Here is a 16,194-nt window from a genome sequence, read left to right as displayed (position 1 = left end):
GCCAAAGTTACTCGCTCTCACCCTCAAGCGCCGGCACCGAAACGCCGGCCAGTTCGGCCGCCAGCAGGCGTGCCGCACCGGCCCGCGCGATCCGCAGCATCAGCGCCTTGCGCGTTGCCGCCGCCATGCGGTGCTCGGGCGCATCGCGCAGGATCTCGGCGCCATAGCCGTCGGAGAGGATGAAGCCGCACTCCTGGGGAAAGATTTCCGCGGGCACGCCGGGATGGGTGGCGAAGAAGAAGCGGTCGGAGTGCAGCCGGTAGTCGGGCCACTTGCGGTCGACCCGGAAATCCTCGATCGACGATTTGATCTCGATGATCCAGATGTCACCCTGCCGGGTCAGCGCCACGAGGTCGGCGCGGCGGCCGGTGGCCAGCGACAGTTCGGGCAGCACATGCGCGCCCATTTCCCTCAACAGCCGCTGCACGCCGCGCCGCACCAGCATCGCGCGTTCGGATTGGCGACCGTCGATGAGCGGGTTGATGGCTATGGGCGAGATGATTGGCATGGCGGGCACCATGCCAGATTTTGTTCACGGTTTGAACCTGTTTTATGCAGGCGATTGTATGTTTGACAAACCCGCCAACGCGGATGCCATCCTTCAACTACTGTCTGGGTAGATGGGCGATGATGAAGTTCAAGGCGTCGTCATAGCTGGCAAAGTCATCGGTATTCGCGGCCAGCGGCTTCTGTTTGCCACTCACCGCCCAGACCTGCTTGTCTCCCAATGAACGGAGAAGGTAGAAAAACGCAACGCAGTTTTCTTCAGCGAAGACGAAGTACAGTTCTTCGTCGCGCAACGGCTTTTTCACGATGATCATTGATTGCGCGCGGCTACAGCGCGATGCACTTGGTCTGAGGAGGGCTGACTAGCCCAAAATGATGCCGCGAGTCCAGTGGCCCCGCCCTTGGCCGTTGCTTCCGCCTGATCGACGACAAAGGCCCCGGCGGATGCCGGGGCCTTCGCGTTTACCGGCTCTCGTCAGAAGTAAACCCAGACGGGCCTGCGGACACATCGCCGGTGCCAGCGGCCACGACGCCTGTAGCGATAGCAAACCCGTCTCCACACGCGGCGGCGCCTCCCGCGATGCCAGCGCACGGGCTCGATGCCGTTCTGGGTATCGGGACCATCCGGCTCGAAAAGGTCGTCGGAAGGCTTGTCGAGTTCATCGAGAATGCCGGGTCCCGTATTCGGGATGCCAGCCAACGCGGTACCAGGGCGCGCGACGGCGGTCACGGCCGCGGCCCCCGCCAGTCCAAGCATTCCAGTCAGAAACAATCGCCGATCCATGCCAACCTCCATCGTTGATCAACGCGACAATGGAAAAGTAGCGCAGTCGGCCGGCGTGGCCAGAGGCGGAAGGAATTGATTCAATCGAACGAACGTTCCGCGTTCGTTTCGATACTGACCGGCACGCCCCGCCGCAGCGAATTGCTGACCGTGGAAATCGCTCCAGCCCCTGCAATGATTTGTGCCGGATCGGAGCCGTCCAATGTCTCACAGGCAACCACCATGGTTGCCGTGGTCGCCAGCAAGGGCTGGCCCTCGAGAGTGAGCGTCACGGTCACGGCGATTTTTCCAAGTCTCGCGCCCATCTCCTCGGCGACATAGCGAAGGTCGTTGCAGAAGCAGCCGCCGATCGCGAGGGCGAGAAGCTGGCCGCCATTGAAGCCGAGGCCCATCCCGCCGGCCTTGCCTTCCGGCCTGTCAACGATGATCGTGTGGCCGCCCGCCCAGCCCATGGCGGCTTGTGTGCCCTCGACATTGCGCAATTCGACGGTCATCGAGACCATTGGCGGATATCCTCCCTACCGGCGCCGATAAGGTACCGCGCGGTACCTATGCCGACGCCGAAGCGGCCTTGTCGCCGAGCGCGCCCGCCATGTCATCCAGGATCGGGCAGTCCGGCCTCGCATCGCCATGGCAGGCGTGGATGAGCTTCTGCAAGGTCGAGCGCATCGACTGCAGCTCGCGCACCTTCTCCTCGATCGCCGTGACATGCGCGGCCGCAATCTCGCGCACATCGTGGCTGGCGCGGCCGCGATCCTGGTAGAGCGCCATCAGCTGCCGGCAATCGTCAATGGAAAAGCCGAGGTTGCGCGCGCGGCGCAGAAAGGCAAGCCGGTGGATGTCGTCGCCGGAATAGTCGCGGTAGCCATTGCTGGCGCGCGCCGGCGCGATCAGGCCGATCTCTTCGTAGTAGCGGATGGTCTTGGCCGGCAGGCCTGAACGGTGGGCGGCGTCACCGACATTCATGACGATTTTCCTCGGTTTTTAACGAGCCCTCGAGCTTGGCCCCTTGAATTTCCTTCACAATCCTGTGAAGGCTGTTGCCGAAATGCCATAGTGATACAGTTACCGGCGCGTAAGCCCCACCATATAGGCATCGCGTGCTTGGCAAGCAAAGCAAATGCCAGCATGAATGATGGTGAGAAAGCGGCCGACTCGTGCCGCTTGGGGCGGGGCACCGGATCACCTGATGCGCATGAAGTCGTTTGCAATAGTCGCCGCACTGGCGCTTTCCACTGCTATCGCCGGTTGCAGCACCATCGGCTCGCGGATGTTCTCCAACGACTATGGCGCGGTCACCGACGCCGGTTACCAGCTGCCGCGGATCCCGATCGAGAAGGTGCCGATGAAGTACCATCGGCAAGAGGTGAATTACGACACCCAGGAAAAGCCGGGCACGATCATCGTCGATACGCAGAACAAGTTTCTGTACTTCGTCGAGGGCGACGGCCAGGCGATGCGCTACGGCATCGGCGTTGGCCGCGAGGGCTTTGAATGGCACGGCACCGCCCACATCGCGCTGAAGCGCGAGTGGCCGACCTGGACGCCGCCTTCACAGATGATCCAGCGTCAGCCGGAACTGGCCAAGTTTGCCGGCGGTATGGAGCCTGGCCTGAAGAACCCGCTCGGCGCACGCGCCATGTATCTGTTCAACAAGGGCGGCGACATGGGCTATCGCCTGCATGGCAGCCCGGAATGGAACTCTATCGGCAAGGCAATGTCGTCGGGCTGCATCCGCCTGATGAACCAGGATATTATCGACCTCTATGACCGCGCCTCGGTCGGCGCCAAGGTCATTGTTCTTTAGACCATGACCCCGAAAAACCGGTACCGGTTTTCGGGAATCGTGATCAGATAGAGGCAGCTTTCGTACGCGGACCGTCTAGGCAACAACGGACGTCCCAGACAGAAAACCGGGCAATTTGGCCCGGTTTTTTGTTTTCGTCGCTGTGATTGGCCGCCGAACATCCACCCGCCGGCGGTGGAAGCGTTAGGAGACCTGCTCGACCTGCTGCACTTCAGGCACGAAATGCCGCAGCAGGTTCTGGATGCCGTGCTTCAGCGTGGCCGTCGATGACGGGCAGCCGGCGCAGGCGCCCTTCATATGCAGGAAAACCGTGCCGTTCTCGAAGCCGCGGAAGGTGATGTCGCCGCCATCCTGGGCGACCGCCGGGCGGACCCGCGTGTCGAGCAGTTCCTTGATGGTGATGACGAGTTCCTCGTCGGCCTTGTCGTAGAACTCACCGGTCAGGCTGGTTTCGGCGGCAGGGCCGGCCTTGGCCATGACCGGCGCGCCGGACATGAAATGCTCCATGATGGCGCCCAGGATTGCCGGCTTCAGATGCTGCCAGTCGGGGCCGTCCTTGGTCACGGTGATGAAGTCATAGCCGAAGAAGACACCGGTGACGCCCGGAATCTCGAACAGCCGGCCGGCCAGCGGCGAGGCAACGGCTGCACTGTCGGCATCGCGGAAATCGGCGGTGCCTTCAAGAAGCACTTCCTTGCCGGGCAGGAATTTCAGCGTCGCCGGGTTTGGTGTCGATTCGGTCTGGATGAACATGGCCGTCTCCCAGCCCATTTCGGGCAAGTAGTTTGGAATAATTCTAAATAAGCTCTATTGGCGGGACATTCAAGCGAAACGCGTCGCCGGAATGGCGGGCGCGCGGAATGTTTTTGCGCGCCTTGGACAGCTCCAGGGTGTGTCGAGATTCAGCTCAGGCCGGCTGAATGTCATCGCACTCAGGCCAAGCTATCGATTTCCTCGTCCGACAGGTTCTGTGGCACCACGGTCACCGGGATCGGGAATGCGGCACCCTTGCCGGCGACAGCGCCGACCAGCGGTCCTGGCCCTTCCTTGCCGGCGCCGGCGGCCAGCACCAGGATCGCGATGTCCTGGTCTTCCTCGATCAATTTGTGGATCTCGTCCGTCGGCTTGCCTTCGCGCACCACCATCTCCGGCTCGATGCCAAGTTTCTGGCGCACCTTGTTGGCATAGCTGTCGAGTGCTGCGCGCGCCGTGGCGTTTGCTTCCTCGCGCATGATCTTCTCGACGCCCAGCCAGTGCTGGAAATCGTCCGGCTCGATGACGTAGAGCAGCACCAGCGTGCCGTTGGTGCTCTGCGCCCGCTTCGAGGCGTAGGCGACGGCGCGCTCGCATTCCGGCGTATCGTCGATGATCGCCAGGAACTTGCGGCGATGGCCGGTTTCGCGGCTGAGACGTTTGGAGACCATGTCTATCTGCTCGATGTGGTTTCGGCCGCAATCTGCCACCGCGGCCGACCGGCGGCAAGCCGCCGGCCTTGTGCCAGTGTAATGCACCCAAGCGTTGGGATCAGCCCTGCAGCAGCCCGATGATGTCGCGCACCGTCTTCATCGTCGCTTCGGCGAGCACGCCGGCGCGCTCGCCTCCGTCCTTGAGCACCGCGTCGACATAGGCGCGGTCATCGGAAATGCGGCGCATCTCGCTGGCGATCGGCGCCAGCTTTTCCACCGCCAGGTCGGCCAGCGCCGGCTTGAACACCGAAAACTGCTGGCCGGCGAACTCCTTCAGCACGTCCGCCTTCGACATCTCGGCGAGACCGGCATAGATGCCGACCAGGTTTTCCGCCTCGGGCCGGGCGGCCAGGCCATCCAGCTCGCTCGGCAACGCTTCCGGGTCGGTCTTGGCCTTGCGGATCTTCTTCGAGATGGTATCGGCGTCGTCGGTCAGGTTGATGCGCGACAGGTCGGACGGATCCGACTTCGACATCTTCTTCGAGCCATCGCGCAGCGACATGATGCGCGCCGCCGGCCCGCCGATGACCGGCTCGGTCAGCGGGAAATAGCCATTCACCGTCTCTTCGCCAACCTGCATTTCGACACCGACGCCAAGACCGGCGATGCGGTCCGAGAAGTCGTTGTTGAATTTCTGCGCGATGTCGCGGGTCAGTTCCAGATGCTGCTTCTGGTCCTCGCCCACCGGCACGTGCGTGGCGCGGTAGAGCAGGATGTCGGCAGCCATCAGTGAGGGATAGGCGAGCAGGCCGAGCGAGGCGTTCTCGCGGTCCTTGCCGGCCTTGTCCTTGAACTGCGTCATGCGGTTCATCCAGCCGATGCGCGCCACGCAATTGAAGATCCAGGCAAGCTCGGCGTGCTGCATGACCCGCGACTGGTTGAAGACGATGTGCTTCTTCGGGTCGATGCCCGAGGCGAGGAACGCCGCGGTGATCGACCGTGTCTGGTCGGCGAGGTCTTCATAGACGAGCTGGGCCGTCAGCGAATGCAGGTCGACGACGCAGTAGATGCAGTCGGATGTGTCCTGCAGGGCGACGAATTTCTTGATGGCTCCGAGATAGTTGCCGAGGTGCAGGTTGCCGGTCGGCTGGACGCCGGAGAAGACGAGTGGCTTGAAGGCGGTCATTGTTGTTCCCTTGGCTTGTGGAGGGCCGTTTCGCGCGCGGCGAAAGTCTTTCGACGGCGCGCTTATGGACGAACACGGCGCTGCGATCAAGGCCGGCGTCGGCCTCGGTTGCCTGGCCTAATCGTCTGCTTCGGTTTTTGCGGCGGGGGACGGTGCCTTTGCCGTGCCCCGCCTGACGTTGCGCCGGATCATGCCGAAATCGGCGCCGCCGGTGACGAAGGCGGCGATGAAGTAGAGCAGCGCTCCGCCGGCGACGAGCGTTAGGAGCGTCGTCGCCTTGACGACCAGCGGTGAGCCGGGACCGAGCCTGACGGCGAACCAGTGCTCGGCAAAATAGAGCGCGACCGCCATCACGATCGCCGACAGCACCAGCCGCGGAATGCGCTTCATCAGCGGTACGTCGCGGCCCCAATGGCCACGCCGGATCAGGACGCCGAGCAGCATCAGCGCGTTGACCCAGCCGGCAACGGCCGAGGCGACGGCGATGCCGGGCGCGCCCATCGACGGAAACAGCGTCAGCGCCGTGGTGACGTTGACCGCCACCGAGATGGCGGCAAAGATCATCGGCGTGCGCGTATCCTCGCGGGCGAAATAGCCGGGGGTGAATGCCTTGATCAGCACGAAGGCCGGCAGGCCGAGGCCGAAGATCGCCAGGATCGCTGCCACCGAAGGCGTCGAATGGTTGGCCGCGAACGCGCCTCGCTCATAGACCAGCCGCACGATCGGCTCAGACATGATCCAGAGCGCGGCGGCCGCCGGCAGGGTCAGGAACAGCGTGAACTCGACCGAGCGGTTCTGCAGGTTGGCGGCCTCGATCAGATTGCCCGACTTCAGCGCCCGCGACAGTTCGGGCAACAGCACGATCGCGACCGCGACGCCGACGACGCCGAGCGGCAGCTGGTAGATGCGGTCGGCATAGGCGAGCGAGGACACCGCGCTGTTCTGCGCCGAGGCGATCGCCGTGCCGATCAGCTGGTTGATCTGGGTGATGCCGCCGGTGATCGCCGCCGGCAGCGCCAGGATCAGCAGGCGCTTGACCGAGGGCGTCATTTTCGGGCGGCGGAAGCCGATCGAGATGCCGGCATGGCGCACCGCCACCCAGACGATCGCCAGTTGCACCAGTCCGGCCGCCAGTACGCCCCAGGCCAGCCCGAAGCCGACGGTACGCGCGTCGGCCCCCTTGTACCAGGCGTAGGCAAGCACGCCGATCAGGATGATGTTGAGGAACACCGGCGCCACCGCGGCGGCGAAGTAGCGGCGCAGCGAATTCAGCATGCCCGCCATCATGGCGCCCAGCGACATGCAGATCAGGTAGGGGAACATGATCGTCGCCAGCGTCACCGTGGTGTCGAATTTCCCCGGCGTGCTGGCAAAACCCGGCGCCACCAGGTAGCGCACGATCAGCGGCATCGCCAGTTCCATGACGATGGTCAGCGCCAGCAGCGCCGTGAACAGCACGCCGAACACCTCCTCGGAGAAGCGCTTGGCGCCGTCGGTGCCGTGGGTCTCGATCTCCTTGGCGAACAACGGCACGAAGGCGGCGTTGAAGGCGCCCTCGGCGAACAGCCGGCGGAAGGTGTTGGGAAACTGGAAGGCGGCGTTGAAGGCGTCGGCGACCGGCCCGGTGCCGAGCGCCGCCGCCATCAGCATCTCGCGGCCGAAGCCGAGCGCGCGGCTCATCAGCGTGCCGGAAGCGACCGTTGCGAATTTCTTGACGAGGCTCATAAGTCTGGGAACTGCCTGCGGGAAGGGGACAAGTAGATTGTGGTCGTCACTCGGCGGCCGCCTTGGCCTTGCCGCCGCGCTCGGGCGCGACGCCTTCGAGCGTCGTCATCAACCGGTTGCGGATGGTGGCGACGCGCGCCGGGCTGTCGATCTTCTGGCCGGTGAGATCGGTGACATAGAAGGTGTCGATGACCTTCTCGCCGAAGGTGGTGATGTGGGCGGAGGCGATGTCGAGCGACAGGTCGGACAGCGTTCCGGTGATCTCCGACAGCAGCCCCGGCCGGTCCAGCCCCTCGACTTCGACGACCGAAAAACGGTTCGACAGCGTGTTGCGGATTTCGGCGCGCGGCGGGATCTTGAACACCTTGGCGCCGCGCCGTGGCTTGGTGCGCTTCTCGATCATCTCCGGCAGCCAGCTCTTGCCCGACAGCACGTCCTCGATCAGCCGGCCGACGCGCTCGGCGCGCCGGCGCTCGTCCTCGTCGCGGTCGAACTCGCGGGAGATCAGGATGGTGTCCAGGGCGCGGCCATCCGAAGTGGTGAAGATCTGCGCGTCGACGATGTTGCCGCCGGCTCCGGCGCAGGCCCCGGCGACAACCGAGAGCAGGCGGGGATGGTCCTGCGCCAGCACGGTGATCTCGGTCACCGCCTCGAACTGGTGGGTCTTGACCATGGTGGCCAGCTTGTTGCCCGCCACGTCGGCTTCGCGGATGAACTCGGCATGGCGCAACTGGTCGGCGAGATCGACGGTCAGCAGGTAATTCTCATAGTGCAGGCCGACATAGCGCTTGCGCGCCTTGTCCGGCCAGTCGGCGAGCGCCTCGGCCAGACGCTCGCGCGCCGCCGCCGTCCGCTGGGCGCGCGACACTTCCGAAAAGCCGCCGGTCAAGAGCAGTTCGGTCTCGTAGTAGAGGGTGCGCAGCAACTGGCCCTTCCAGCCGTTCCAGACGCCCGGTCCGACGCCCCTGATGTCGCAGACGGTCAGGATCAAAAGCAGCTTCAGCCGCTCCACCGACTGCACGATCGAGGCGAAATCCTCGATCGTCTTGCGGTCGTTGAGGTCGCGGGTCTGCGCCGTCATCGACATCACCAGATGATGCTCGACCAGCCAGGCGACCGTTTCGGTGTCGGCGGCCGAGAGCCCCATATGCGGGCAGATACGGCGCGCGATCCTGGCCCCGGCCTCGGAATGATCCTCCGGCCTGCCCTTGGCGATGTCGTGCAGGAGCACGGCGACATAGAGCGCCTCGCGGCTCTTCCTGAGCCCCGGCATCAGTGTGTGCGACAGAGGATGGATCTTCTCGCCGTCGCCGCGCTCGATCTCGGCAAGCACGCCGATGCAGCGGATCAGGTGCTCGTCCACCGTATAGTGGTGGTACATCGAGAACTGCATCATGGCGACGATCTTGCCGAAATCCGGGATCAGCCTGCCCAGCAGCCCGGCCTCGTTCATGCGCCGCAGGTTGAGTTCGGCGTTGCGGTCCGAGGTCAGGATGTCGAGGAACAGCCGGTTGGCCTCCGCGTCGCGCCGCAACGACTTGTTGACCAGGCCCAGCGAGCGGGTCAACAGCTTCAGCGCATCGGGATGGAATTCCAGGCCGTGCTTGTCGGCGAACCAGAACAGTCTCAGCAGATTGACCGGATCGCGCTCGAAAACCTGATCGTCGGCGATGTTGATGCGGTGGTTGTCGACAATGAAGTCCGACGTGCCGGCAAGCTTGCGCTTGCGCCGTGAGAAGGTGAGGAAGATGCGGTTGAAGCCCGGCACATGCTTGGCCTGCTCTTCCTCGAGCGCGGCGCAGAAGATGCGGGTCAGGTCGCCGACATCCTTGGCCACGAGGAAGTAGTGCTTCATGAAACGTTCGACCGCCGACAGCCCGGGGTGGCTGGTATAGCCCAGCCGCTCGGCGATCTCGCGCTGGATATCGAAATGCAGCCGTTCCTCGGCCTTGCCGGTGAGGAAATGCATGTGGCAGCGCACCGCCCACAGGAAATCCTCGGCCTTCTGGAACTCCCGGTATTCGCCTTCGGTGAAGACGCCCTTGTCGACCAGCTCCTCGCCGGTGCGCACCCGGTAGAAATACTTGCCGATCCAGAACAGCGTCTGCAGGTCACGCAGGCCGCCTTTTCCGTCCTTGACGTTGGGTTCGACGAGATAACGGCTTTCACCAGCCTTGGCATGGCGGTCGTCGCGTTCGGCAAGCTTGGCCTGGACATATTCGGGGCCAGTCGTGCGCACCACCTCATGGTCGAAGCGCAGCATCAGTTCGTCATAGAGCTTGAGCTCGCCCCACAGGAAACGCGCTTCGAGGATAGAGGTCCGGATGGTGATGTCGGTGCGCGACAGGCGCAGGCATTCGTCGATGTTGCGGGTGGCGTGGCCGACCTTGAGCCCGAGATCCCACAGCATGTAGAGCATGTATTCGACGGTCTGCTCGCCCCACGGCGTCTGCTTGTAGGGCAGCAGGAACAACAGGTCGATGTCGGACCCGGGCGCCAGCGTGCCGCGGCCATAGCCGCCGACCGCGACGACGGCCATGCGCTCCGCCGAAGACGGGTTCTTGACACGGTAGACATGCGTTACGGCGAAATCGTAAAGCGCCCGGATGATCTCGTCCATGAGATGCGACAGCCGCGCCGAGCAGGCGCTGCCGCTGCCGTCGTCCCTCAGCATGCGTTCGGCAATGGCGCGCCCGTCCGCCAGCCGCCCCTTGAGAAGCTGGAGCACACCGCTGCGCGCGGCCTGTCCCGAGCCGTCCCCGGCCGTGGCCCGGGTCAGCGCGGTCATCTCGCGGCGCAAGGCTTCGCCGTCGATCAGTTCATCGAGCTTCAGGGAGATTTTCGCCATAGGTACCGGTTGGCCTTGCCTTTTGGGCGGCGTCTATAGCGCGTTTTCACGGCGCTGGGTATGGGGCCTGCCGGCAGGCCCGGCAAGCCGCCTATTCCTCCGCCTCGGGCGGATCGAACGGGATAACCCGATATTGCCGCAGCCTGCAGAAATCGATGATCCACTCGGCGATCCGCCTGGTCTCCACCCTTATTTTCTCGGCGATCGGCTTTTTACGCTTTACGGTCAGCCCGCTTGCGACCCATGCGGCGTCCCGTTCCTCGGAAAGCAGGCTTGGCAGCCTGTCGTCCACGAACTGGTCCTGCGCGCAGAGCGCGGGAACGAGCTGGTAGATCGTCTTGCCGCCCGATGTCGGGAACGCCGGATTGAAGACGAGATCGTCGGCCGCGGCGTTGGTCTGCGCGGTTGCTTCCAGGAGATCGCGTGCCATCTGCCTTGAGAGGACGTAGCCGCCGGTTCCCATGTGGCTCCTGCGCAGCCTGAACACGGAAAAACCGTGACCAACGGAAGTCTTTTTCCGCTGGATCATGGTTTTGCTGAAGAATGTTTCGAGCTTGATGGCATCGGCATCCGCTGGAATCCAGCGCGCATCGGCAAGCAAGGCACCGGCTTTCGCGGAAAAGACCATGTCATCCTCGAACACGGCGCCGTAGGGGGCGTCGTCCCGCGCGATGATCGACCAACAGGCACGATGGCTGTGCATGCAGGCGATCTCGCTGCGGGACAGGTGCCGGATGGCGTACATCGCATGCTGTGGCTGCAGCACCAGGTCGGGATGGTCACGGGCATCGATTGCGACGATTCGCTCAAAGGCGACGCCGATGCGGGCAAACTCCGCCGTGATATGGGCAAGCCGGTCTGGAGACCGATCGAGATTGATGACCAGACACTTCATTATCTAACGAAATCTTTACCATGCAAGGACCAGGCGGCGCTTCTTAGCATAGGCGCTGCTGCCGTGTGCGAGCTTTTTTTGGGGGACGCCGCGGTCGGCACCAATGGGAAAAATCAAAAACAGCCCTTGACCTTCCAGTTACTGGAAGCACTACCTCCTGCCTTGAAGCAGAGGCATCGAGGCACTTCCAAATGACGCATTCAGATCACGATCATCATGCGCATGGCGCACATGGCGGCTGTTGCGCGGCGAAAACCGCGGCTGGCGACACGAGCGTGGTGCGCGATCCTGTCTGTGGCATGACCATCGATCCGGCCGCCGGCAAGCCGACGTCAGAACACGCCGGCCGCCTCTATCATTTCTGCAGCGAGCGCTGCCGTTCGAAGTTCGAGGCCGAGCCGGAAAGCTTCCTGACGTCCACCGACCCGGTCTGCGGCATGACTGTCGACCGCGCCACGGCGAAGCATTTTGTCCGTCACGAAGGCCAGGGCTTCTATTTCTGCTCCGCTGGCTGCAAGGCGAAATTCGAGGCCGAGCCGCAGAAATATCTCGGCGACAGACCGGCGCCGGAGCCGATGCCCAAGGGCACGCAATACACCTGCCCGATGCACCCCGAGATCATTCGCGACAAGCCCGGCTCCTGCCCGATCTGTGGCATGGCCCTGGAGCCGATGGGCGTGCCGACAGGCGATGAGGGGCCAAATCCCGAACTGGTCGATTTCACCAGGCGGTTCTGGGTCAGCGCGGCCCTGTCGGTCCCCCTTCTGGTCATGGCCATGGCGCCCATGGTCGGCCTGACGTTTGGCGGCCTGGTCGAAGATCGGACAAAGGTCTGGATCGAGCTGGCCCTGGCAAGTCCGGTGGTGCTTTGGGCCGCCTTCCCCTTCTTTCATCGCGGCTGGGATTCGATCCTCAACCGCAGCCCCAACATGTGGACGCTGATCTCGCTCGGGGTCGGCGCGGCCTATCTCTACAGCGTCGTCGCCACGTTGTTTCCGGATATCTTCCCACATCAGTTTCGTGGCCATGGTGGTGCGGTGCCGGTCTATTTCGAGGCCGCCGCGGTCATCGTCGCGCTGGTCTTCCTTGGCCAGGTCCTGGAGTTGCGCGCCCGCGAAATGACCGGCTCGGCGATCCGTGCCTTGCTCGATCTCGCGCCGAAGACCGCGCGGCTGATCGTCGCCGACGGTTCGGAAAGCGACGTGCCGCTCGACGCGGTCAAGGCCGGCGACCGCTTGCGCATTCGCCCCGGCGACGCCGTGCCGGTCGACGGCACCGTTCTGGACGGCCGTTCTTCAGTCGATGAATCGATGATCACAGGCGAGCCGTTGCCGGTCGAAAAGGCTGAAGGCGATGCGCTGACCGGCGGCACGCTCAACAAGAACGGCTCGCTGATCATGCGCGCCGACCGGATCGGCGCCGAAACAACGCTGGCGCGCATCGTCGAACTCGTCGCCAAGGCGCAGCGTTCGCGTGCACCGATCCAGGGATTGGCCGATCGCGTGTCGTTCTACTTTGTCCCGGCCGTCGTTCTTGTCGCGCTCGTGGCTTTCGCCGCCTGGGCGATGTTCGGACCGGAGCCCAGCCTGATCTTCGCCATTGTTTCGGCGGTGTCGGTGCTGATCATCGCCTGTCCTTGCGCGCTCGGTCTCGCCACGCCGATGTCGATCATGACCGCCACCGGGCGCGGGGCGCACGCCGGCGTGCTGATCAAGGAAGCCGCGGCGCTCGAACGCTTTGCCTCGGTCGACACGCTGATCGTCGACAAGACCGGCACCTTGACCGAAGGCCGGCCGCGACTGACCGATGTCGTCGCCGTCGAGGGCATGGCCGAGGATGAATTGCTGGCGCTTGCCGCCGCCCTGGAAAAAGGCTCGGAGCATCCGCTTGCCGAGGCGATCGTCGAGGGGGCTGTCGCCCGTGGCCTGAAGATCACCGAGGCCAGCGATTTCGAGGCGGTCACCGGCAAGGGCGTTTCCGGCGCCGTGTCGGGACAGAAGGTCGCGCTCGGCAACGCGGCGATGATGGCCGATCTCGGCATCGACACCGCATCCGTCTCGGCCAGGGCCGAGACGCTGCAGGCCGAGAGCAAGACCGTGATGTTTGTCGCCGTCGGCAAGAGGCTGGCCGGCATCGTCGTCGTCGCCGATCCGGTCAAGTCAACCACGGCCGAGGCGATCAAGGCACTGCATGACAGCGGATTGAGGATCATCATGGCAACCGGCGACAATGAGCGCACGGCCAACGCGATCGCCAGAAGCCTCGGCATCGACGAGGTCCGCGCCGGCCTGTTGCCCGAACAGAAGTCAGCGCTCGTCGAGGAACTGCGCGCCAGGGGCGCCGGCGTCGCCATGGCGGGCGACGGCGTCAACGATGCACCGGCGCTTGCCGCCGCCGATGTCGGCATCGCCATGGGCACCGGCGCCGATGTCGCTGTCGAGAGCGCCGGCATCACTTTGGTCAAGGGCGACCTCAACGGCATCGTGCGGGCACGCACGCTGGCGCGGGCGACGATCGGCAACATCCGCCAGAACCTGTTCTTCGCCTTCCTCTACAACGTGCTTGGCGTGCCGGTCGCCGCCGGCGTGCTCTACCCGCTCACCGGCACGCTTTTGTCGCCGATGCTGGCGGCGGCGGCGATGAGCCTGTCCTCGGTGTCGGTGATATCAAATGCATTGCGGCTGAGAACGTTGAAACTCTGAGCAAAGCCCCCAAATACGAAATCCACCCAACAGGAGACCATGAATGACCTTGGCTAAAAAACTCGTGCTGTTGCTGATGGCGGCCGGAATGCTGCTTGCCGTCTTCCTCGAAAGTGTTCCGGCGCAGAGCGAGGAAATGAAACACGACATGGCCGGCATGGCGATGGGCGCGGACAGTCCCTCGACCGACGCCTACAAGGCGGCGATGGACAAGATGCATGGCGACATGATGATCGAATATTCCGGCAATGCCGATGTCGACTTTGTCAGGGGCATGATCCCGCATCACCAGGGTGCCATCGACATGGCCAAGGTCGAGCTTGCCAACGGCAAGGACCCGGAAATCCGCAAACTGGCCGAGGCGGTCATCACCGCGCAGGAAGCCGAGATCAAGCAGATGCAGGACTGGCTTGCCGCTCATCCCGTAAAGTGAGCCTTCTGCCGATGGCGAAGAAGATCCGGAGAGAACTCTCTCTGGATTTCTCGCCGGGGCTGTGATGCGATCAGGCCCCAACCGGAGCCCCGCCATGCCATCGATCATCAGAGCCACCACGCTGCCCTCCGGCGAAGCCGTCCCCATTCTCGGTCAGGGCACCTGGAAGATGGGCGAGGACGCCCGCCGTCGCGCCGATGAGGTCAACGCCCTGAGGCTCGGCCTCGACCTTGGCGTCACGCTGATCGACACCGCCGAAATGTATGCCAGCGGCGGCGCCGAGGAGGTGGTGGCCGAGGCCATTGCCGGGCGCCGCGCCGAGACCTTCCTGGTCTCGAAGGTGCTGCCGTCCAACGCCTCGCGCACCGGCGTCCAGCGCGCCTGCGAGAACAGCCTGAAGCGCCTGCGCACCGACCGCATCGATCTTTACCTGCTGCATTGGCCGGGCAGCGTGCCATTGACGGAAACCGTCGCGGCATTTGAAGCCTTGAAGAAGGCCGGCAAGATCCGCCATTGGGGCGTCAGCAACTTCGATACCGACGAGATGCGGGACCTGGCATTGCTGCCGTCCGGCGCCAACGTCCAGACCAGCCAGGTGCTCTACAATCTGGTCCGGCGTGGCGTCGAGTTCGATCTGGCGCCCTGGAGCCGCCAGCGTGGCATTCCGCTGATGGCCTATTCGCCGGTCGAACAGGGCGCGCTGGCGCGCAATGCCCGGCTCGACGCCGTTGCCGCCCGCCACAATGCGACGCCGGCACAAATCGCGCTTGCCTGGGTGATGCAGCAGGACGGCGTCATCGCCATCCCCAAGGCCAGCAGCCAGGAGCATGTCCGCCAGAATGTCGCCGCGCTCGACATCGAGCTTGCGCCGCAGGACATTGCCGATCTCGACCGTGCCTTCCCACCGCCGACCCGCAAGCGCGGGCTGGAGATGATCTAGAGGATGATCCCGAGAGGGTGGGACCGGTTCTCGGAAGAGATATTCCGCTCAATGAGACGTAAAGGTCTCGCTCGTGGCCCGAGTTTCCGCGTTTAGACCATGCAGCTACTGAACCATGTTTTGCTACGTCAAATGCAAAATTGCGAAGATAACCTGTGGAGCGTATCGATTATTAAGAACGACAGAAATACTTAAATAATACATAACAGTAATCAAAATTTGTAAGTTTCGATGGAATCTAGAAATGCGCTTTCTGCATCGGGCAATTCATCAAGCATATGAAAGTTCATCGGCTGCGGTGCGTCCACAATCAATAGGCCTTTGACTTCAGGGGGCTTCGGCAGCTTTAAACTCTTCGCAACAGCGGCTGCGCGGTCCCGCAGATATTTTACCCTGCGGATGTGACGCAGCATCTTGTCCGGCTTCGTACCTCCTTTGGAGGTGGGAACGGTGCGACCACGATATTCCGACATTCTTGCCGCCACCTCGGTTTCAGTCCGGCAAAGCCGCAAATTTTTTGCCTCGATTACAAAAACTCGCTCTCGATCGGCAGAGATCGCAAAAACGTCGACATCACCAAATTCTGGTGCAACCTTCTGATTGAGTATCGCGGACAATTTGCGTCGAGGCTGTGCGTCTAGCCCAAGTTCGCGCAGCCGTTGCGCTACAGACTCCTCAAAAATTTCTCCTGCAACACGCCCTTGCTCACCTGCGTAGCTTCGAGCCTGATCTGAATCCCAGAACGCATTGTTGAGGTTTCCCTCCATCAATCCAGAAATTGAGAACATAGCGGAATCCGAAATTAGTACTGGCGACATGAGTACCAGAGGGTCCGTCCGATTATCGTCCAACATCAGAAGCGGACGATTGATCAGTGAGAACGGTCGATCGAAACGTCCAAGGTCAATATGAGCATCTGGCAATCCGGCAGTCCAAGAGGTTCGCCTTTGCAGGGTAAGAC

The 16,194-nt window shown here is 63.2% G+C and carries 15 protein-coding genes; 4 read left to right on the top strand and 11 right to left on the bottom strand.

Going from position 1 to position 16,194, the window contains the following annotated elements; translation table 11 throughout:
- Positions 1–7 precede the first annotated feature (7 nt).
- From OOJ09_RS26275 to cueR, 4 genes are all read right to left on the bottom strand, one after another.
- The gene (locus tag OOJ09_RS26275) at positions 8–508 is read right to left on the bottom strand and encodes an MmcB family DNA repair protein (protein WP_269907986.1); all 501 of its coding nucleotides are present in this window, start codon (positions 506–508) and stop codon (positions 8–10) included.
- 97 nt (positions 509–605) lie between these two features.
- Positions 606–821 (bottom strand): hypothetical protein, encoded by a 216-nt coding sequence (locus OOJ09_RS26270; RefSeq protein WP_269907985.1) that lies wholly within the window; start codon positions 819–821, stop codon positions 606–608.
- 550 nt (positions 822–1,371) lie between these two features.
- Positions 1,372–1,794 (bottom strand): OsmC family protein, encoded by a 423-nt coding sequence (locus tag OOJ09_RS26265; RefSeq protein ID WP_269907984.1) that lies wholly within the window; start codon positions 1,792–1,794, stop codon positions 1,372–1,374.
- 46 nt (positions 1,795–1,840) lie between these two features.
- The gene (gene cueR, locus OOJ09_RS26260) at positions 1,841–2,257 is read right to left on the bottom strand and encodes a Cu(I)-responsive transcriptional regulator (protein ID WP_269907983.1); all 417 of its coding nucleotides are present in this window, start codon (positions 2,255–2,257) and stop codon (positions 1,841–1,843) included.
- 223 nt (positions 2,258–2,480) lie between these two features.
- On the opposite strand from cueR, the gene OOJ09_RS26255 reads away from it, so the two are divergent.
- Positions 2,481–3,098, top strand: coding sequence for a L,D-transpeptidase (locus OOJ09_RS26255; protein WP_269907982.1), 618 nt, complete (start codon positions 2,481–2,483; stop codon positions 3,096–3,098).
- 183 nt (positions 3,099–3,281) lie between these two features.
- Here the strand turns inward: OOJ09_RS26255 and OOJ09_RS26250 are convergent, their stop codons facing one another.
- From OOJ09_RS26250 to OOJ09_RS26225, 6 genes are all read right to left on the bottom strand, one after another.
- Positions 3,282–3,851 carry a NifU family protein gene (locus OOJ09_RS26250; protein WP_091581039.1) on the bottom strand — a complete coding sequence of 190 codons (570 nt, stop codon included), beginning with the start codon at positions 3,849–3,851 and terminating at the stop codon, positions 3,282–3,284.
- A gap of 179 nt (positions 3,852–4,030) precedes the next feature.
- Positions 4,031–4,522 (bottom strand): universal stress protein, encoded by a 492-nt coding sequence (locus OOJ09_RS26245; protein ID WP_269907981.1) that lies wholly within the window; start codon positions 4,520–4,522, stop codon positions 4,031–4,033.
- 100 nt (positions 4,523–4,622) lie between these two features.
- Complete coding sequence (trpS, locus tag OOJ09_RS26240; RefSeq protein ID WP_269907980.1) at positions 4,623–5,690, bottom strand: tryptophan--tRNA ligase; 1,068 nt, start codon at positions 5,688–5,690, stop codon at positions 4,623–4,625.
- A gap of 117 nt (positions 5,691–5,807) precedes the next feature.
- Complete coding sequence (gene murJ / locus OOJ09_RS26235; protein ID WP_269907979.1) at positions 5,808–7,415, bottom strand: murein biosynthesis integral membrane protein MurJ; 1,608 nt, start codon at positions 7,413–7,415, stop codon at positions 5,808–5,810.
- A gap of 46 nt (positions 7,416–7,461) precedes the next feature.
- Positions 7,462–10,263 (bottom strand): [protein-PII] uridylyltransferase, encoded by a 2,802-nt coding sequence (locus tag OOJ09_RS26230; RefSeq protein WP_269907978.1) that lies wholly within the window; start codon positions 10,261–10,263, stop codon positions 7,462–7,464.
- A 91-nt stretch (positions 10,264–10,354) separates the two neighbouring features.
- Positions 10,355–11,158: a glycosyltransferase family 25 protein gene (locus OOJ09_RS26225; protein WP_269907977.1), complete on the bottom strand. Its 804-nt coding sequence runs from the start codon at positions 11,156–11,158 to the stop codon at positions 10,355–10,357.
- 191 nt (positions 11,159–11,349) lie between these two features.
- Between OOJ09_RS26225 and OOJ09_RS26220 the strand changes: the two genes are divergently transcribed.
- The 3 genes from OOJ09_RS26220 (at position 11,350) to OOJ09_RS26210 (ending at position 15,233) form a co-directional block, all read left to right on the top strand.
- The gene (locus OOJ09_RS26220) at positions 11,350–13,860 is read left to right on the top strand and encodes a heavy metal translocating P-type ATPase (protein WP_269907976.1); all 2,511 of its coding nucleotides are present in this window, start codon (positions 11,350–11,352) and stop codon (positions 13,858–13,860) included.
- Positions 13,861–13,903: 43 nt separating this feature from the next.
- The gene (locus OOJ09_RS26215; protein WP_269907975.1) at positions 13,904–14,293 is read left to right on the top strand and encodes a DUF305 domain-containing protein; all 390 of its coding nucleotides are present in this window, start codon (positions 13,904–13,906) and stop codon (positions 14,291–14,293) included.
- Positions 14,294–14,387: 94 nt separating this feature from the next.
- Complete coding sequence (locus OOJ09_RS26210; RefSeq protein WP_269907974.1) at positions 14,388–15,233, top strand: aldo/keto reductase; 846 nt, start codon at positions 14,388–14,390, stop codon at positions 15,231–15,233.
- 212 nt (positions 15,234–15,445) lie between these two features.
- On the opposite strand, the gene OOJ09_RS26205 is transcribed toward OOJ09_RS26210, so the two are convergent.
- Positions 15,446–16,194, bottom strand: a 749-nt coding sequence (locus OOJ09_RS26205) for a hypothetical protein (protein ID WP_269907973.1), incomplete at its 5' end; no start/stop codon positions are given.

It is taken from the genome of Mesorhizobium qingshengii (genome assembly GCF_027563465.1).
GTDB lineage: Bacteria > Pseudomonadota > Alphaproteobacteria > Rhizobiales > Rhizobiaceae > Mesorhizobium > Mesorhizobium qingshengii_A.
This window is presented reverse-complemented; position numbering and strand designations above follow the sequence as displayed.